Origin of the sequence: Streptococcus sp. S784/96/1 (genome assembly GCF_902729355.1) — a bacterium.
GTDB lineage: Bacteria > Bacillota > Bacilli > Lactobacillales > Streptococcaceae > Streptococcus > Streptococcus caledonicus.
The window spans coordinates 102,716-123,124 of sequence record NZ_CACVCC010000001.1 but is presented as its reverse complement, the minus strand read 5'-3'; the positions used below and the strand labels follow the sequence as shown (position 1 = coordinate 123,124).

The 20,409-nt window shown below is 33.3% G+C and carries 19 protein-coding genes; all 19 read right to left on the bottom strand.

Annotated elements, in window-relative coordinates:
- Positions 1-3: 3 nt before the first annotated feature.
- The 19 genes from GZ996_RS00510 to glf all read right to left on the bottom strand — a co-directional run bounded on the left by GZ996_RS00510 (position 4) and on the right by glf (position 20,282).
- Positions 4-1,557 carry a phosphotransferase gene (locus GZ996_RS00510; protein WP_162011073.1) on the bottom strand — a complete coding sequence of 518 codons (1,554 nt, stop codon included), beginning with the start codon at positions 1,555-1,557 and terminating at the stop codon, positions 4-6.
- 29 nt (positions 1,558-1,586) lie between these two features.
- The gene (locus GZ996_RS00505; protein ID WP_162011072.1) at positions 1,587-2,447 is read right to left on the bottom strand and encodes a LicD family protein; all 861 of its coding nucleotides are present in this window, start codon (positions 2,445-2,447) and stop codon (positions 1,587-1,589) included.
- 34 nt (positions 2,448-2,481) lie between these two features.
- Positions 2,482-3,963, bottom strand: a complete 1,482-nt coding sequence (locus GZ996_RS00500; RefSeq protein ID WP_162011071.1) for a lipopolysaccharide biosynthesis protein — start codon at positions 3,961-3,963, stop codon at positions 2,482-2,484.
- Positions 3,964-3,965: 2 nt separating this feature from the next.
- Positions 3,966-5,099, bottom strand: a complete 1,134-nt coding sequence (locus tag GZ996_RS00495) for a CapA family protein (protein WP_162011070.1) — start codon at positions 5,097-5,099, stop codon at positions 3,966-3,968.
- A 28-nt stretch (positions 5,100-5,127) separates the two neighbouring features.
- On the bottom strand, positions 5,128-5,511 hold the full coding sequence (locus tag GZ996_RS00490) for a hypothetical protein (RefSeq protein WP_162011069.1): 384 nt from the start codon (positions 5,509-5,511) through the stop codon (positions 5,128-5,130).
- Positions 5,512-5,926: 415 nt separating this feature from the next.
- On the bottom strand, positions 5,927-6,196 hold the full coding sequence (locus GZ996_RS00485) for an acyltransferase family protein (RefSeq protein WP_162011068.1): 270 nt from the start codon (positions 6,194-6,196) through the stop codon (positions 5,927-5,929).
- The gene (locus GZ996_RS00480; RefSeq protein ID WP_162011067.1) at positions 6,193-7,113 is read right to left on the bottom strand and encodes an ATP-grasp fold amidoligase family protein; all 921 of its coding nucleotides are present in this window, start codon (positions 7,111-7,113) and stop codon (positions 6,193-6,195) included. The genes GZ996_RS00485 and GZ996_RS00480 overlap by 4 nt, the downstream gene beginning before the upstream one ends.
- The gene (locus GZ996_RS00475; protein WP_162011066.1) at positions 7,103-8,353 is read right to left on the bottom strand and encodes an O-antigen ligase family protein; all 1,251 of its coding nucleotides are present in this window, start codon (positions 8,351-8,353) and stop codon (positions 7,103-7,105) included. The genes GZ996_RS00480 and GZ996_RS00475 overlap by 11 nt, the downstream gene beginning before the upstream one ends.
- A 13-nt stretch (positions 8,354-8,366) precedes the next feature.
- On the bottom strand, positions 8,367-9,440 hold the full coding sequence (locus GZ996_RS00470) for a glycosyltransferase (RefSeq protein WP_162011065.1): 1,074 nt from the start codon (positions 9,438-9,440) through the stop codon (positions 8,367-8,369).
- 7 nt (positions 9,441-9,447) lie between these two features.
- Positions 9,448-10,449 (bottom strand): Stealth CR1 domain-containing protein, encoded by a 1,002-nt coding sequence (locus GZ996_RS00465; RefSeq protein ID WP_162011064.1) that lies wholly within the window; start codon positions 10,447-10,449, stop codon positions 9,448-9,450.
- Positions 10,430-11,575 carry a non-hydrolyzing UDP-N-acetylglucosamine 2-epimerase gene (wecB, locus tag GZ996_RS00460; protein WP_162011063.1) on the bottom strand — a complete coding sequence of 382 codons (1,146 nt, stop codon included), beginning with the start codon at positions 11,573-11,575 and terminating at the stop codon, positions 10,430-10,432. Before wecB ends, GZ996_RS00465 begins: the two co-directional genes overlap by 20 nt.
- A gap of 13 nt (positions 11,576-11,588) precedes the next feature.
- Positions 11,589-12,446 carry an SDR family oxidoreductase gene (locus GZ996_RS00455; protein ID WP_162011095.1) on the bottom strand — a complete coding sequence of 286 codons (858 nt, stop codon included), beginning with the start codon at positions 12,444-12,446 and terminating at the stop codon, positions 11,589-11,591.
- 4 nt (positions 12,447-12,450) lie between these two features.
- On the bottom strand, positions 12,451-13,491 hold the full coding sequence (locus GZ996_RS00450) for a polysaccharide biosynthesis protein (RefSeq protein ID WP_162011062.1): 1,041 nt from the start codon (positions 13,489-13,491) through the stop codon (positions 12,451-12,453).
- A 21-nt stretch (positions 13,492-13,512) separates the two neighbouring features.
- Positions 13,513-14,556, bottom strand: coding sequence for an acyltransferase family protein (locus tag GZ996_RS00445; protein WP_162011061.1), 1,044 nt, complete (start codon positions 14,554-14,556; stop codon positions 13,513-13,515).
- Positions 14,557-14,567: 11 nt separating this feature from the next.
- Positions 14,568-15,800, bottom strand: coding sequence for a glycosyltransferase family 4 protein (locus GZ996_RS00440; RefSeq protein WP_162011060.1), 1,233 nt, complete (start codon positions 15,798-15,800; stop codon positions 14,568-14,570).
- Entirely contained in the window at positions 15,790-16,689 is a 900-nt protein-coding gene (locus GZ996_RS00435; protein WP_162011059.1) for an NAD-dependent epimerase/dehydratase family protein, read from the bottom strand. The genes GZ996_RS00440 and GZ996_RS00435 overlap by 11 nt, the downstream gene beginning before the upstream one ends.
- Positions 16,686-17,288: a sugar transferase gene (locus GZ996_RS00430; RefSeq protein WP_162011058.1), complete on the bottom strand. Its 603-nt coding sequence runs from the start codon at positions 17,286-17,288 to the stop codon at positions 16,686-16,688. The genes GZ996_RS00435 and GZ996_RS00430 overlap by 4 nt, the downstream gene beginning before the upstream one ends.
- Positions 17,289-17,363: 75 nt before the next feature.
- Positions 17,364-19,169, bottom strand: a complete 1,806-nt coding sequence (locus GZ996_RS00425) for a polysaccharide biosynthesis protein (RefSeq protein WP_162011057.1) — start codon at positions 19,167-19,169, stop codon at positions 17,364-17,366.
- A 6-nt stretch (positions 19,170-19,175) separates the two neighbouring features.
- Positions 19,176-20,282: a UDP-galactopyranose mutase gene (gene glf, locus GZ996_RS00420; protein WP_162011094.1), complete on the bottom strand. Its 1,107-nt coding sequence runs from the start codon at positions 20,280-20,282 to the stop codon at positions 19,176-19,178.
- Positions 20,283-20,409 lie beyond the last annotated feature (127 nt).

The window sequence follows — 20,409 nt, the reverse complement described above, 5'->3', positions numbered from 1 at the left end:
GTATTAGCCGCCCTTCCCCTTTATTTCATAAGCTAAATATTCTTTTACAATTTTTGAATAGAGCGTTGCATATTCAAATTGGAGTACAGCATACTCACCAAACTCAACACCTAACGAACTTTTATATTCGCACCAATTACTCCAAAGTAGTCCCGCTACGGCAACATAAGCATATATTTTATATCTTATATTAGTTTCACATTGATTATCGAAATACAAATTAATTAACTTATCTAATTCTATCCTAGAATAAGAAGAATAAATCGCAAACATCGCTAAATCAAGATGTGGGTCCTGCATAGCTGCATATTCCCAGTCAATTAATTTTACAACTAATTGCTCTGCTTCTTGATATATTAAGAAATTATCTGACACCGCATCAATATGAGTTAGACATTTTCGTTCAACATTATCTTCTATAAAGGATTTCAAACTAAAGATAGTTTTTTTGACATCATCATAATTCGGATAAACAGATTGATTGCTATTTATCTGTTCATAGAAATTTATCTGATCAAATAAATCAAATTCATGATCAACAATCAGTTCCAATTGATGAAAGGATTTAAGCTTTTTGATACACAACTCTAAATCTTTGTTATTTTTGGGATCACAAGTTCTAGTGTCCGATATAAATTTTGTAATTTTATACCCACTATTCTCATCAATTGAAATAAGCTCATCACTTAACAAATATGGTGCAATAGTGTTATAAACTGATGCTTCACTTTTTCTATTAATTAGCAAATCGGTTCCTTCACCTGGAATTCGCATAATATATTTTTGATGATGACTTTCAAAAAAGAACGATCTATTTGTCATTCCCTTTTTCATAGCTTTGATATTATAAATATCTGATACCTCTACATTAAGGATACTACAAATATAATTGACAGAATCTGCATTCAATTGAGGGGATTCTGAATCAAATTTTCTTAAGTCCTCAAAAGTATCTATTTCAATAACAGTAGCTTTTTGATCAATAATTTTCTTTAAATTAAGTTTATTAGAGCAATATAAGATTTCTTCCCAAAAAAGTTTTTCAGATCCAGTAATATGCTCTAACTTTTCCAACATTTTACTAAAATACTCACTATCATTCTCATTAATATAGGCTATACCTAAAAGATTATCCCACTGTTCTTTAGTATCACCAGTATCTGAGTTCTCTGCAGCAGCAGATAAATAGCAACAAGATTCACTTAAAGTATTATCAAAAATATTATCTTTAATCCATACATCGCAAGGAAGTATGTAGGAATTTGAAATATAATCCTTTGCTAACCATAATGAATGCAAACTATTTTTTTCAGCAAATTCACTATTTACTATTAAATGAACATTGTACTCTTCTTCTAAATATAAATATTTTTCTGACATATAGCCAATCACAATAACAATATCATCTATGCCTTGATTTTTTAATTGAGAAATCAAGCGTTCAATTAAACGTTCTCCGTGAACTTTTATCAATCCCTTTGGTATATCGATATTGATTGGAATTGATCTCATACCAAATCCTGCTGCAAGAATAATTGCACTTTTTTGAATACGCATAACATCTCCTCGACTTGTCTATACGCCACTTATTTTTTTTGAGATTGTTTAACAAGTTTCTTATGATTTTTAATCAATTCTGCTAATCTGTCTGAAACCGGATAAAGTTTTCGATAGTCCTCATAAAATAGTTTTAATAATTCCTTACGTCGCACCGGTACTCTGAATGACCCCATTGACGTCTCTATCAATTCTGTTTCCAATAAAAACTCTGAAGGTAACTCATACCAATCCGCAAATGTATCAGCTGTTATACAATATTTCGAGTCTTTAGGATTGTACTTACTCACTAGTGATTCATACTTGTGACGAAGGCTTCTTTCTGAAATAAACATCGTCCTAAATTTCAGTAATACCATCTTAACTAGATTTCGAAAACTACTAGCTTCTTGTAACACCTTTACAAACTTATCATACCTCATTTCTGATATTTGCTTAATTTTTAAGGCATGCTTTTTCCTATCTGTTGAATCATCAGGACTTCCTGTGAAATAAAAGACATCAACATGCAATACTTCACTACGATACCCTTCAGGTGTTAATCTCATGATAACATGACGACATTCCCGATCACTCTCTGGACAATAGAAATAGTAATTGGGATTTAAATCTCTTGATAAGGCTTCAACTAGTTTTTCCTTCTCTGTGATAGATACTAAAACATCAATGTCATAATCCCATGGAATCATACCATTATCACGAACAACACCTAAAAGGGTTCCAAAGGTTAATTGATAATCAATCCCATTCTTCTCACAAACATTATGAAATTCTCTTAATGTTTCTAACGCTAAATTTTGAAAATGCCCAAATTCATTATAAATTGTTTCAAAATTATCTGGCCCTATCTGTGCTTTTGTAACTTCTTCAAAAAATTCTTCTCTATTCATTTTTTACTTATACCATTTGACTTGGTGTAACACCTTACTTAAATTTATTCCTCACTTGAGATATGATAGACATAACAGAAACTTTGTATTTCATCATACAAATCATAAGATACATCACTATGATCATACATCTATATAGAAATTCTAAAATACTAAAACTTGTTTGATAATACATATAGGTCCATGAAAGTCCAATGATCATCATTGTTAATATGAAACCAATATTTTTGATAAAGTCTCCCAATTTCAAACCTACATCACTAAATTTTCTACTAATATATACAACAATAGCAACACGCACTAACATAGCAATGATATCGGCTATAATTGACCCTAGAACACCAAAAGATTGAATGGAAAAATATGAAATAATAACATTTAAAAAACTACTACTAAGCGTCGCTATAAATAACAATCGTGAGGCACTTTTATAAAAGAACAATACTTCTACATAGAAGTAATAGATTATTTTAATTAAAAAGACACTAACTAATAGTGGCACATAAATCCAGGCCAAAGCATAGCTTTTATGTAGAAATAATACAATGTAATCATGAGAAAACAAAGAAATTCCCAGCATAAAAAATCCAATAACTAACGTTAACATATTAGAAACTCTTCTGATATGTGTAGTTATTCCCTCCTGTTTTGCACTTAATTGTTCATAAAACCATGGACCATAAGCTGTACTCACGTAACCTTGTATTGTATCAGCAATGTTACCAAATTGTGATGCAATTGAGAATAATCCTACCATTGCAACAGTATCAGTTGTACCGATTAATATTTTTGAAATGAGTATTGCAATTTGTGTAGAAAGATTATGAGGAATTATTGGGATAGAATATTTTAAAGCTTCTTTTAGTAATCTCTTATCTATACAAAATTCAATTTGCTTTGTACAGATTAAGCGACCTATAAAATAAATAAAGTAAATCACATAGGAAAGTAAATTAGCTAGTAAAACACCATTTCCACCCATTTTTAATTGAATAATGAAGAAGAGATTTAAAACTACGGTGAGTATTACATAACTAATCATCACGATTGCATATTCAGTTGCTTTTTGTTGACTTTTTAGAATATTTTCATAAATACTATACTGGCAATAGAAAATCATCGAAACAATGGTAATCATTACTGTAGGATAAAAATCCATATCTATCAATACATATTTGAGTAGCAAAGATTTTCCAATAATTAAAACAATAGATACAACGATACTAAATAAGAATACAAACGTGATAATTGTTCCATAAAATCGTCGTAGTTGTCTCTCATCGTTTTTTAAATCTACATAAAATCTTAATACAGCTGAAAATAAAGATAAAGCAGTAATAAAAGATGAAGTTGTTAAAAAACTCCCTACAATACTAGTCATCCCATAATCAGCTGTAGTAAGATAGCTCGTATAAATCGGAATTAGGAAAAAACTAAAACATTTTACGCCTATACCGCATATAGCATATATCATTGAATTGCCAAATAACTTTTTAACGTTTACTGTCTTTGACATCACTAATCCCCTATTTTTGTTTTTATTCCTTCAATAATCAATTCTTGATGTGTTTCGCATTCAAAATAGTTCAAAAGGGTCATCAATACTTTTGCATTATATTTACGATTCAGATACTTTTCACGCAGTTTATTGCCACTCAATTTATTTAATAGTCTAAATAACAGTGACTCTCCTCCTTGGAGTCTGATCAAATAATGTTGAAATTGCTTTTTGGCATATTCTTGATAGATAGACTTTATAACATTCACATCCTTTATTTCTTCAGAACGTTTGAAAAAATCATCCAATATTTGATGCGCTTCTTGTGAATTGGCTTTTCGGACCAATTCATTTGTCTTGACAACAGGAATATAGCTAATATTAAAATTCTCATCCAGTTCGATTAACAAACTCGTATTCCAAAACTCATTATCATCTAAATCGAATATAAAATTTCCTTGTCCGTAAATAATCTTCGAATCATGGTAATTTTCTTCACAACCTATGCAGTGACTGTGTTGACAAATCACTAAATTTGCCCCCGAATCAACTAAACTATGACAAACTTCTTGCAAACGCGGAGAAGGATAGCGATATTCTTCTTTTCCACCATGATAAAGAACTATCAAATAGTCACACTGATTAGATGCCTTTTTAATATCAGAAAATATTTTTAATGAATCAAATGGATTTGCTCCAGCTCTTTCGGAAGTTGCCACTGAAAATTCATGATCTACACAAGCGTAAAAACCTATTTTTCGTCCCTTTAATTCGGTAAAGTAGACAGTACTAGCCTCTAGACTATTTTCTCCAACACCAACTGTATCTATTTGAAAATGCTTTAAGGTATCCAATGTGGACTCTAAGCCTCTCTTACCTTGATCCATAATATGGTTGTTAGCAAGAGTTAACAAGTTAATCCCCAAGGAACTAAGTCCATTTGCAGTCTTCGTTGGTGCCATTAATGCTGGACCACTTTTTTTAATAGGGGTCTCCCTGTCTGCAAGAGGCGTTTCTAAATTAAAAACTTTAAAATCAGCCTCAGAGAACACGTTTACCAAATCTTCACCAATCAATTCATTCACATTACCTTGATAAAATAAATCATAATTACTTGGTGTTGGTACTATATCCGCACCAATCAAAATTTTCATTTTGACTCCCTCCATTGTCGTAATAACATTACCACTCCAACTTAACTAAACTATCTAAAATTATTCTCAATTTATTTTCTAACGAAATCGCTAGCTGACGAATTCTTAATTTTGGGATTAAATACTCTCTAGCTTTATCAACCAAAATAGATCCCAAAAGAAAAATTAACGAAAAAGCAATAACATTTATACTCATAATTAGCCAACCTTTATCAACTAGACTAACGAAACGCCCTTTAATAACAAACTCCCAAATATAAAGATGATTATTCAGTAAATACGCTGCAAAAGCTGATGGTCCTAAATAAGCAACTAACCTTTCAATATTAGGAGGAAGTTTCAACTTTAGGGCAAGAATCAGATAACACATTGATACTAACACAATTGTTGGGGAATTATAAGCAATAAACAAATTTTGGGTAACAGAGAAGCCGTAGAGTTTCCAAATCCATGTAAATAGGATGAGTATCACTATGACAGAAAAAGTTCTAATCACAGTGATGCTTTTCCCAATTTGACATTTTTTGACAATTCCACCAATTAAATAAAGAATTACTAACCACAGTACACTTTGACCTTGATTGATTCCAAATACATCTACGACACGATCAAAAATGGTAAAAACAAGAAAAAAATAATCAAAAGACTTTTTAGAAATTTTTCAGAACTATGGCGTAAAATTAAATTTAAAAGTGGTATTAAAACAAATAAACCTGTGTAAGCTGTAAAATACCAATAAGCATTTGTTGAAACTGGTAAAAACATTTTCAAAACGTCTAAAAAATCGACAACTTCCGGTTTTACAATACAGAAAACAATGCTGACCATTATTCCATAAAAGACAACTTGCCCCCAAAGTAAAAATAGTTTGATAATTTTAATCGTTTAGATTTTTGACTAAAGCCAACAAAACCGCTTATCATAGCAAATATATCTACTGCACCATAAGCCATAATCTCCAAGAGCCACGCCATATTATAAGCCTTAGTTCCCTCTTGTACTGTTTCTAAAATTCCACCTTTCCCTAGCGTATGCAAAATAAGTACAAAAAGCATCGCTATGATTCGGAGTAAATCTAAACCATAATTTCGTTTCATCTGTGTTCTTTCATTTCTCTTAAATTAGGCAAAGTTAACCATTCACCAAATTTCATGTCCCAGCTTATCGGTTCAATCTTATCAAAACCACTTCCATCATAAAATGTTAACTCTCCAAAATAAAGTTCTCCATTCACTTCATAAAAATCAACTCTTAGATGAAGCAGGTCTTTAGCTAATATTTCAGAAAACGATAACATCTTTTTAAAATTCTTCGGTAAAATTGGACGCATTTCTGCATGAGAATATCCCCAAATAAAATCTAACCAATTTCCCTCTCTGTCAAAGTAGTCTGCTCTTGTATCAACACCTCTTGAAGAATTTAGCATCATGAATTTTGCTTGCCCATTAAAAACATAAACTTTATAGTCACGTAACTCTCTGGTCTCTATATCTTCCATATATTCTTCAGCAATAATTCGAGGAACAACATCTCGATATGGCCATTCCCTTCCTTGCCAGTAGTAATTTCGTTTCATACATTTACTTAATATTACCTTGGCTTTTTCAATATCTAAAGTTGACTTATCCTTACAAATAATAACACCACTACTATCATGTGTACATTTCAATACAAAACGATTAGGTAATCTATCAAAGTCAATCTCATCAACAGTATTCCACACTGCAATAGTAGGGATAATGTATTTTTCACCAATCTTATTGGCAACTATTTTTTTTGCTTCATATTTGTCTACATAATTCGTATAAATTGGTTTACGGTCATGTAACTTTAACCACTGTAATTTTTCATTAAAGGTTTGAGGAGCTTCTAAACTAAGAGGATAACCTTGTCTAGCCTCAAACATTTTCTTAAGATATGCTTCATCGGACAAATATTTACACATCCCTAAATGTGCCATTACCCTGAATCTATAATTTTTATCTAAAATGAATTTTTTAAGTTTATCTATCATACATTACCTCATTCCATCTAGATTTTAATTCCTTTGCCCCAAGATAAAAGATCAACAACCAAAAATAAGTATCTTGATCATAGTAAGAGACAGCTCCAAAATCTATAATTAATCGGATAATTAACAAGGTTATGCAAATTCCACATAACTCAGTATTACCTTTCCTATATTTAAAATATGCATAGAAGAGATAGCCGTAAAACCAATAATAAACAATAAAGCCTATTAATCCGCCTCCACTTAAGATTTCCATATAATTATTATGAAGATAGAGCACTTTACTAACTACAATCCAACTAAAAATTCTAGGATTATCCATCCCGACACCCAAAATTGGATTTTCTTGGAATAGCTTCCAGCCCAATTTTATTAATTCCAATCGTTCCCAAGTAGATTTATCAATACTTGCATTGCCATTAAAAATATTTAGCATTGACTCTAATCGTTCCATGACACCTTCAAACATCGCTAGTCCTGACAAAAATTGAAACGCCAATAGCAATACTATCCCTGATATCAAAATTTTCGGAAACTTGCGAAACAGTTTTCCACCTCTAAAGTTCTTAAAAAAGGTTATTAAGACAACACCTAATAAAACAATGGTAATAGCCTTCCTGCTTCCTGAGCCAGCTAGAACAATCAAAGCAAATGGTAAAGGAAAAGATTGCCAAAAGGGGGTTTTCCGATATAAAATAAGATAGTAATTAATTACAATTGAATATGCAACAACCATTCCCAAGGTGTTAGCATTGAGGAAATCACTATGTATCCTTACAGTCTCTGATAAAAGTAACATTAGCTGAGACCAGCCATAAAAGTAAATTTCATAGGCAACAATGAGATAACCGCTCCACATCATAATGGTAAACAATGTATTAACTATATCCTTATGACGTTCACTATAAATCATATAGAAGATGGACATCGAAATAGCAATGTCTAAAATCCGCTCACCTTTCAATGTTGATAAACTACTATCTTGGGCCCACAAACTACTCAATGTACAGAAGGCAGCAAAAACCAACATATAAATGTGGTAAATGGTTAATGTGACTGAAATTTTGAACCAATTTTCAAAAAGAAAGACAACTGCTGATAGTACAACGAAAGTTAGTAAAACAAACCCTGAGGTACGACCAAATCCGCCGAATAGCTGCCCCGCAATAACATTCAAAACAAGAAAAACAGTTGTAATGACATATTTAAGATATGAAAAAAGGTTATCCTTTTTATTGTTCACTATATGTCCTCCCTTACTTCATCAATTCTATCCACTGATTTGCAATTTTATGTATTGGATAGGCTTCACGTACTCTAGTCGCCTGTTTTGAGAGCTTACTAGCAAGTATAGGGTTATCTAAAATAGACTTCATGGCAACATATAAAGCTTCTACGTCCCCAACTGGTACAAGCCAGCCATTCTCTTTATGAGTAATGACTTGTCTAGCTCCCCCAATCGGACAATCTGTTGTGATTGTTGGTATACCTAATCCTAGAGCTTCTAACATCGAATTAGAAATCCCTTCATAGTCAGAAGAACAAACATACAAACTTGCATCTCGAATACATTGATGAACATTTGTAGCAAATCCTTTTAAAATCACTACCTCTGATAGACCAAGCTCAGAAATTAAGTTTTCCAAATTTTCTTGCTCATCTCCAATCCCATAAATCTCCAGATAATATCCGGGATAATCTCTATGAAGCTTAGCAAAAGCTTTTATTAACATCGGAAGATTTTTTTGAGGACGTAAACGAGAAGCTGTCACAATTTTTTTAGTTCGATTACCTTCAAATGGTAAAGGAAGATTTGGGTTTATAGGATTGACAATAACTAGTCCTTTTTGCTGTATCTTTTTAGGGAACATGGCCTTGGCATCTTCAGTTTGAAACACTGAAACATCCGCTACATAAAAAGACATCGTTCTAAGAAAACGCGTGAATGGGGTATATGGGCAGCGTTTTGGATCATTTCTCTCAGAAAAAATGATTCTATTAGAAATAAATGGACGCAGTAATGCTAATAAAAATTGTGTCGTAAATGAAAAAGAAAGGACTGCCGCAGTAGAATGCTTATTTAAAATTTTCTTTAACTGCAAAAGATAAGAAAAATATTTTCCAATTTTCGAATTTGCGCTATTCTTCAGTGTTAGTATATTTACTTTTTTATCCACTTGATAGGAATCACTTCCAAATGCTTTTTCCATCAACTGAACAATAGTCACCTCGTGACCATTTCTAGCCCATTCACTTGAAAGCTCACTTAGTACACGTTCTGAACCATTGTTACTCAAAGAGAACGTTACAATCACAATTTCTTTTTTCATAATACTCCTATTTTTCAAATGAAGATTTCTTAGGCACAATTTGTTCAAAAGAATTTTTTATCAGTAGAACACATCTTTCAAACTCTTCTTGTGACATTTCTGTATCATTTAGACACATCATTTTTCCCTTTTGTTTTGAGATATATTCAGCAGCTTCTTCTATATGGTAAGCAGGGATTGACTTTCCTATATTTAGTTTTCTTGGATAGAACTTCCCACTTGCTAATTGCCATTCTTTAAATACCCACTGATTAACATCAGTCATTTCTCTAAATCGATTTTGACAAGTGCTATCTAAAATGGCATAGTGTTCTTCCCAAACTTCATTAAAAACTTCTTTTTTAAAAGCAGTTGGCAAATGTTGTTGCAACATTCCAGGAAATCTAGGACAGGCTAACAATATTAAATTCCGTAAATTGTTAAATCCATATTTAATATTAAACCATCCAAATGGATTTTCCTTAATCACTCTTCTCATATTAAAAGAATGGTTAATGACACCAATATCTCTAAACGGAGCCATGATATACATGTCTTCCATATTATAGCAATGAACATTCATAATTGCAGAATCACAGGGTAAATTATTACGAAAGAAGAATGTCGGTTCAACATTATCAATCATAAATGTATCATCATTAAAATAAACAAAATTATCTGCCAAACCTTTGATACGATGAAGATTTAACTCAATTGTATGACTACTAAATGTTGGTAGGTATTCTTCTGGTATAAAGTCACTATGTTTGACAATATTTAACTTTGGATTAGAGGTATCTAGCCACTCCGGCAAATGTCCCCAAGTCACAAAATGAATTTTATTGACCCATGGACAAAATGTTTCAACTCCTCGAAACCAATACTGCAAATTATTCCAATCTCTATATCGATGAACGCTATTGTCTGTTGTCGTTTTTTTTCGTTTATCATATTTGGAACGTTCTGCCAACCATTCTGGATCATTTCCATCTACCCAAATTAGAACAAAATCAATCTTTGACTGAGTCACTAGTTTTTCTCCAAATCATTTTATTCACAATCGCCACATAGCTCTGTATAATTTTTACAACCTTTGTACTAACGTTATTATCTACATAGGACGGAACTAAGCTCGCTAAATCTCCTGATTCATTTAAACCTGCTGCTAAATCAACGGCTTGTAAAACTTGCTCAGTTGTAATTGATCCTATAGTGAAGACACCTTTCTCCATTGCCTCAGGACGCTCCGTAGAGGTACGGATAGAAACTGCTGGAAATTTGAAATAAGCACTTTCTTCCGGCAATGTACCACTATCTGACACCACACAAAAAGCCTCTTGCTGCAATTTATTATAATCAAAAAAACCAAGTGGCTCATGTTGTACAACACGAGAATTGAATACAAAGTCACGTGATTCAATAAATTTTTTAGCCCTAGGATGGCAAGAATAAAGTATTGGCATATCATACATTTCTGCCATTGAATTTACTGCAGTCATTAAAGAGAAAAAATTCTCTTCAATATCAATATTTTCCTCACGATGCGCTGACAACAAAATATACTTCTTAGGCTCTAAACCTAATTCTGATAAAATAGGACTATTGTCAATATGTTCTCTATTTTTATCTAAAACTTCTGCCATTGGTGAACCTACAACATAGGTATATTCTGGTCTAACACCACTATCCAGAATATAACGTCTGGCATTTTCTGAGTAACACAAATTAACATCACTAGTCACATCAACAATGCGTCGAATAACTTCCTCAGGAAGATTTTCATCTTTACAGCGATTTCCAGCCTCCATGTGAAAAATCGGAATTTTTAGTCGTTTCGCTGCAATTACAGATAAACATGAATTGGTATCTCCTAAAACAATAATTGCATCAGGTTTTTCTTGAACTAAAATGTCATATGATTTAGCAATAACATTTCCCATGGTCTCCCCAACATGTTGTCCAACTACTCCTAGATAGTGGTCAGGCTCTCGAATACCTAATTCTTTGAAAAACACTTCATTCAGAGTATAGTCATAATTTTGTCCGGTATGCACAATAACGTGATCAAAATAACGATCACATTTTTTTACAATTTCTGACATCTTAATAATTTCAGGTCTTGTTCCTAAAATCGTCATTAATTTTAATTTCTTCATGGTAACATTCCTTTTAAATTTCATAATGTGGGTATAATTCTTTATGACTACGCATCCAGTCACCTAATTCTGCAACCATTACTTCATAATCTGGTATAGCATAATCAAATTCTCCAAAACGAGTACGTATCAAAGACTTATCAGCCACAAAGGTTTGCTGGGGAATAATTTCAATCGGATATTTTCTAATGTATTTATTAAACAAAAGCAGTAATTCATATTTATTGATTGCCTGATTAGGCACTGCATTGTAAAGTCCAGAAATGTGATGTACAGCCACATATTCCATTGTTTTAGCCAATTGAAGGGTAGTTTGACCAGTCCAAATAGCTTTTTGAAAACCAGTTACCGTATCGTCCTGTTGCATAAACCAATTCAATAAACCAATTCCTTGACGATTAATATCCGGTCCAATAATAGAATTACGTAGTGTCACATTCTTATTATCAACTAACTCCCCAATTGCTTTTGATCTGTCATAGAAAAGCTCACCATCAGGAAAATCTTGCTCTGTGTAACCTCCTCGCTTACCTGAAAACACACAATCTGTACTCATATGAATAATTTGTGTCGGCAGTTCTTCTGTAACCTCAGCTAAAAAATGAGGAAGATAGCCATTTAACAAAACAGCCTGCGCATGATTTTCTTCTGCAAATTGATTTAACAAACCAATGCAATTGATAACTGTATCGAAGTGCTGTGTTACTATTATATCTTTTAATAATACAAAATTCGTTGCATCTCCAACAATTGTAGGAATATAGGGAGACTTTTCACGAGCAAATCCAGTAACATCATGCCCTTTTTCCTTTAAATAAATAGAGATAATATGACCTGCCATGCCATTACAGCCTAAAACTAAAAATTTCATCACATCACCTCCATGTTGATAGCATATCTTGGATATAACCCAACGATAACAATTTCTCCTTTACTTCTTCAACAGTCATTAAACGTGTATTATTGCTATTAAACTCTGTCAAAACATTCCGTTTAATATCTCCATCGTTAAAATATTTATCATAATTTAATTCACGCTTATCTGATGGCACACGGTAAAACTCTCCCATATCAATAGCATTAGCACACTCTTCATTTGTCAATAAGGTTTCATACATTTTCTCGCCGTGACGAATCCCAATTGTTCGAATTTCATGTCCAGGTGAAAATATTTCAGTCGTTGCTTTAGCTAATGTTTCAATAGTACAAGCAGGTGCTTTTTGAACTAAAATATCCCCTGTTTGACCATTTTCAAAAGCGAACATCACTAAATCTACAGCCTCTGGCAATGACATTACAAAGCGTGTCATATCAGGTGAAGTAATTGTGATAGGCTTCCCTTCTCGAATTTGTTCAATCCATAGCGGAACTACAGATCCACGTGAACACAAAACATTCCCATATCTTGTACAGTTAATCTTTGTTTTTTCTTCACTCACTGTTCGACTTTTAGCGACAATGACTTTCTCCATCATGGCTTTTGAGGTTCCCATTGCATTAACTGGATAAGCCGCCTTATCAGTTGATAAGCAAATGACTGACTGCACTCCAGCTTCAATGGCCGCATTAAGAACATTTTCAGTTCCTAAAATATTAGTTTTGACAGCCTCAATGGGGAAAAATTCACAAGATGGTACCTGTTTTAAAGCTGCTGCATGAAATACATAGTTGACATCGTGCATGGTATTTCTCAGTGATTGAATATCTCGAACATCGCCTATATAGAACCGAAGCTTATCAGAAAATTTCGGAAATTTTGCTTGATACTCATGTCTCATTTCATCTTGTTTTTTTTCGTCTCGAGAAAATACTCTTATTTCTTTAATATCCGTCTCTAAGAAACTATTTAACACTGTATTTCCAAATGAACCTGTTCCACCTGTAATCAATAACACTTTATCTTTGAATAATGACATTACCTACTCCTTTTATAAAAATCACTTATACCATCTCGGTATTAATCGCTTGTCTAACAATTGAACTGAACCATAGCTCAAAACAGAAGTCACTAGTACGATTAGAAGAAATATAAGAACCGCCTCTACACCTGTATCAATTGTCGGATGAAATCTATCTTTTACAAAATTGATAACAACCATATGATAAAGATAAAACGCGTATGAATAATCCGTTTTTAATCTATGCTTACCAAAACCATAGCCAACAACAATTAAAGTTATCAATAAAAGAAGGGTTGATACAACATTATATCTAACACCTGAAAAAACAAACCTAATTGAAGTTGGAAGTAAACTCCAAATAATATAGAGACTAACAATCCACCACTTGTATCTTAGAATGAGCGGAATGAGCCTATCTTTAAAATAATATAGCATCATCCCAAATAAAAAAATATAAAAAAACGGAATCAATGACACACTTAGTAATTTAAAAATAATAGTCGAAAATAAAAATTCATACTTGTCAATAAGTAAGGATAATGTTGCAAAAGAAGAAACTACACTTAGCCATACTTTTAGGCTCTTTTGTTTTAAATATTTAACAACAAAAATAACGATTAGATAATATTGAATATCTACAGCAATTGTCCACAGAGCACCATTCGGAACACCTACACCATAGTTGCTCAACCAATTACCTCCATAAAATTGTAAAAAGGTAAACTGAGTAGCACTATAAATCATTAAATCTTTCACTGTCGGTTTAACCACATAGAATATTAAAATGATAAAAAGATTAATGAGCATGCATAGCCAAAGCGGTGGGTATAACCTGAACAACCTATTTTTAAAAAAGTTTCGCAACGTATATCTTTCCATTGAACGGGCAGTGAAAAAACCACTTAGAAAAAAGAAAATAGGAACCCCCCGCACAAAATATGCAACAAAATAAGAAATATCTGATGAAATTTTAAAATGTGTTAAATAATGTCCAAAAAGGATTAGTATTGCACAAGCTATTCTAATATAATCAAAACTATTATCATTTACATCTACTTCTTGTCTACAATCCAAATTCATGTATTCTTTCCCTACCTAGTGTATTCATCAAATAAACTATCTAGACGCTTTAACAATCTTTCTCTCTTAAAATGTTCCTCTGAATAACGCAACGCATTTTCACCTAATTTGACACGTTCCTGTTCAGTATAACTTAAAAATTGTTTGATATTTTCAACAAACGCCTCTACATTTTCTGCCCCTGAAGTTAAACCTGCCTCTGCCTCTGATATAATAGACTGGACTTCTCCATCAGCAGATACTAAAATCGGTTTACCACTTGCCATACACGATTGTGTTTTCGCTGGAATAGTCATCGCAAACACTTCACTTTTAGCCAATAGAATCAACAGTACATCAGCTTGTGCTAAATAGATAGGAATTTCTGAAGAAGATTTCCTATCTATGAACTGAAAATAGTGATGAAGTTCATACCGTTCCACTTGGTCTAATAAGTCTTTTTTATAGCGTCCATCACCTATTAGCGTAAAACGAACCAAAATGTCCTCTGACCTTAATTGTTGAGCAGCTTGAACTAGTATCCCTAAATTCTGTGCCTGTCCCAAATTACCTGCAAATACAAAATTCAAAACATCTGATTTCATTTCCGGAATAAGGGGAGGATTTGAAATTGGACCATATATTTGCTCGACATATTGAGGCCAATATTCCACTTTATAATCTGGTACATTCCTCCCTAGTACACTTGGTACAAAACTCTTTGAAGCCGTCAAAATATAATCACTATTTTTATAAATGTAATCTACCATCAACTGTATTGGGTATAGTAAAATCTTGCTCTTAATTCCAGTAATAATCGAAACATTTTCAGGCCATAGATCGGTAATGTAAAGAAAATGAGGGACTTTGAACTTTTTAGCATACTTCACACCAACTAGAGCTTGTGTCATAGGTGAAACTTCAAAGGTATATACCAAATCAGCCCGTATTTTAGTCTTTTTCACCCATTTCAACCCCTCTCTTACAAAGGAGAAATAATTCTTAATTAAAGATAGCGAACCTGTTCTCCGTGGTAAAATCGGTAAACGAATGATGTCAATACCATTCCAATTTTCCGTTCTTTTTTGTTCATAGGAATAGCCATCAAAAAATTCTCCAATAGGATAATTCGGAATTCCTGTCACCACTGTTACTTTATAGCCACGTTTAACCCATTCACAGCAAATATCATTTATCCTAAATTCCTCAGGATAAAAATACTGAGAAATGACTAGAATATGCTTTGTTTTTATATTAGTTTCCATAATTTTTATTTTTCTGCAATGATTCTTCTAAACTAACTTTTTGATACTCAATCCCTTCATATTGAGAGGAGGTTAATTCATAAGTCATGTTACCAAATGCTTTATTGACCATCTTACCTATTTTCCCAGGAAATATAGCTATAAGTTTTACCATAGGATTTAAACATGGCAGTAACTTTATCTTTCTTCCATAGGATAATGCTAGAATCTTTACTATATCACTTGTATTTGCGTACTCTGCATTTTGTGGAAAAAATATTCCACTTTTTTCTTTCAAAATGATTTGGCAAAGAAATTCGCATAGATTTTCAATAAACAACATAGACCTTTGATTGTTTATTTTCGGAAACACTCTTAATGACTTAGACAGCTTTATCAATAATGGAAAATTACCTTTGCTTCCTTCGCCATAAATCATCGGAGGACGCAGTATTGCAACTTGAAACTGATCATCTGCTAAACTACGGATTCCAATATCTGCTTGAAGTTTTGAATCTCCATAAAAATTAGCTGGCTGTGGCTTTGTTTTTTCATCAATAATCTTTTTTTGACCAATGGGAGCGGATTCTCCATATATGATCATGGACGACATAAAAATAAAGTGCTTCACTTTAGCTCGTTTTGCTATTTCTGCAACTTCAATAGCAAGTTTGGTATTTACATCATAATACTTCTGCTTAATACTTTCTGTAACTTGACCAATATCAGCATGTGCCAAACCAGCAACATGAAAAACAACATCAAAGTTAGAAAAATCTGTTTTCCGCCACTGACTATCCAATAAATCCAGAGTGAAAATCTCAAATTCGGATGCGAAATTAGTATTAGCATAATTTTCAAAAGATGTCCCTACGTAAGAATTAGCACCTGTAATTAATATTCTTTTCATTCTTCTCTCTTACTTCCTGTTCCACCTTCAACTACACCATCACTTTTAGCAACACTAAGAAAAGTTCCAAAAAAACATTTAGCGTCAAGGACAAGTCCCATATGTTTTACATAATAGCCATCTAACGTTGCTTTTACATCAATTTCAAGTTCATCTCGACCATTGATTTGCGCCCATCCTGTCAACCCTGGTCTAATGTCATTTGCACCATATTTATCACGTTCTTCGATTAAATCGTACTGATTCCATAAAGCTGGTCTTGGACCAACAATAGACATTTCACCTTTAAAAATATTGAATAGTTGAGGCAACTCATCTAGACTAGTCTTTCTCAAAAAGCCACCAACCTTTGTAATCATTGCCGCTGGATTTTTGAGCATGTGAGTTGGCATATCACTAGGAGCATCAATATACATGCTTCTAAACTTGTAAATCATAAAATACTTTTTACCTTTTCCAACTCGTTTTTGTTTAAAAAGAACAGGACCTTTTGAGTCTAATTTTATCGCAATTACAATAATCAATAATATCGGGCTTAACACTAGAATAGCCAAACCTGAAATAATGACATCTAACATCCTTTTCAGCTTTAAGTACATGTTTATCTCCTCAATTTTTACCTTTTTAGAAGTCAAACTCCCTTGACCTCTAAGAAAGTAAAAATAATTTACTTTCTACTCCTGTTTTGCAAACTCAATTAATTTTTCTTTCAGTGTAACGACATTCAAATCTAATAATTTATTGATGAAATCTTCCACTTCTGCCATTGGTTTTGGTGTGACTTTTCCGATAAAGATTTTTTCATGGATTTGGTCACTCACACGTTCTTCTGATGACAACAATTCCTCATAAAGTTTCTCACCAGGGCGAATTCCTGATTCGACAATTCCAATCTCTTTTTCAGTGTGTCCACTAAGTTTGATGACTTTTTTAGCCAAGTCAAGGATCTTAACTGGCTCTCCCATGTCAAGAACAAATACTTCGCCACCTTTAGCAAGGTAACCTGCTTGAATGACCAGTCGACTTGCCTCTGGTATCGTCATAAAGTACCGTGTCATTCGGAAGTCTGTCACAGTTAGAGGACCACCTTGGGCAATCTGGTCTTTAAAGACTGGAACGACGCTACCACGACTTCCTAGAACATTTCCAAAGCGAACAGCAACAAACTGAGTTTGACCTGCTTCATTTAGTCCTGTGACAATCATCTCTGCGACACGCTTGGTAGCCCCCATAACATTTGGTGGGTTAACAGCTTTATCGGTAGACACCATGACAAACTTAGCAATACCAGCCGCCTTAGCTGCTTCAGCAACATTTTTTGTTCCAAAAATATTATTTTTAACTGCCTCACGAGGATTATATTCCATCAAAGGAACATGCTTATGAGCGGCAGCATGATAGATTACATCTGGTTTATAGTCTTTTATTAAGGAAAAAATCAAATCACGATCCTGAATATCTGCAATAATTGGGATGATTTCAAACTTTTCCTTGTACTTATTGGTTAATTCACGATGAATGAGGTAAATTGAGTTTTCTCCATGCCCTAGCAATAATAATCGCTTAGGAGTAAACTGCGATATTTGACGACAAATTTCAGAACCAATTGATCCTCCAGCACCCGTCACAAGAACTGTCTTATCTGAGAAAAAATCACTTAATTGGCTTTGATCAAGCACTACTTCTTTTCGTCCCAAAAGATCTGCAATATCAATTTCTTTCAATTGATCCGTATTCACCTGTCCTAAGACTAGCTCCTCTACTGGAGGCATCACATTGACCGGAAGGTTGATTTCCTGGCAGATATCCAGAATCGTTTCTTGCTCACTCGCAGTTATTGAAGGGATTGCAATTGTTAACTGGTCTACACTTAACTCTTGAACCAGTCTAGGAATATCAAAATGATTGCCTAACACTTTAACACCGTGCAGGTAGCTTCCTTTTTTATCTAAATCTTTATCTAATATACCAACAATGTCAATATCCGTATCGCTATTTTGAACTGTTCGAATAAAAACACTTCCACCAGAACCTGCTCCTAGAACTAATGTTTTTTTCTTGTTAGTTTTTTTATGTGATTTATCTTTATAATGCCACTCGTAGACCAATCGCCATAAAATCCTTGGTGTAATCAGCATAGCATAAGATAACAAGGCACCTAAACAAATAAAACGCAAGCTAAAAACATTAAAAACAAAAAAAGAAAATCCTGTAAAAAAGACATAACTAGAAACTACCGAGATTCCGACACTGCCTAAACTTCTGTAGTCCGTGAAACGGTTAATAACCGAGAAAACTTTTAACATATAGGCAATGATAAGATAAAATAACGGAACTAAAATAATGGCAATTCTAAAATAATCACGAGTAATATGCGTAATAACATCTAAAAAGATTTGGCTAAGATACAGCGAGCTAATGATCAGCAAAGTATCTAATGCCATTAAAATGATTTTCTTATGATTACGTGTTAAAGTCATCCTAAATTATTCTCCAAACTCTCCTTTAACGCACTGTAAGGCTGCTGCTATGACTTGATGCATGTCATAGTAACAGTATTGACCGAGACGTCCACCAAAAATAACATTTTTTTGCTTCGCAGCTAATTTTTGATATTCCTTATAGAGATGATTATTGCGCTCGTTATTGACTGGATAGTACGGCTCATCCCCTCTAGTCCAAGTTTTTGAATACTCCTTGGTAATAATGGTTTTATCTTGCATACCGAACTCAAAGTGCTTGTGTTCAATGATACGTGTGTAAGGTGTCTCTGCATCGGTATAGTTAACCACAGCATTTCCTTGATAATTTTCCACGTTCAAAATTTCTGTGTCAAAGTGAAGGCTTCTGTACTCCAATTCACCAAATTCGTAGTCAAAAAACTGATCAATCATTCCTGTGAACACAATTTTGGGAAAACTTTTTAAATACTCTCCTTTCTTATCAAAGAAGTCAATACCAGTCTCAACATCAATGTTCTCATGCGCTAGCATTTTTTCCACAATCTGAGTATAACCACCGATTGGTATGCCTTGGTAAGTATCATTAAAATAATTATTATCATAAGTTAAACGAACTGGTAAACGGCGAATAATAAAGGCTGGTAATTCAGTCGTTGGTTTGCCCCATTGTTTTTCGGTGTAGTCTTTGATGAGTTTTTCATAGATATCTGTACCAACAAGTGAAATGGCTTGTTCTTCGAGGTTTTCTGGTATTTTGCTATTTAGCACTGCACGTTGCTCATCAATCTTAGCTTGTGCTTCTGCTGGGGTTACAACACCCCAAAGTTTATTAAAGGTATTCATGTTAAATGGAAGGTTATAGATTTCACCCTTGTAGTTAGCCACTGGACTATTGGTGTAGCGATTAAATTCCGCAAATTGAGTCACATAGTCCCAAATTTCCTTATCAGATGTGTGGAAAATATGAGCACCGTACTCGTGCACTTGAATTCCTTCTACTTCTTTGGTGTAGATATTTCCTGCAATATGGTCACGTTTTTCAATAACCATAACTTTTTTTCCTTTTAAAGCAGCTTCATGAGCAAATACTGACCCAAAAAGACCCGCACCAACAACCAAATAATCATACATACCAAAAAAAGTATGTCCTGTGGCCACCTCTTCTTTTTCCATTAACAGCTAAATACCTTTCTATTTTTAGTGCTAACCATTCTTTGGCACACACTCCTCCATAATAAGCATATTAATTATAGCACAA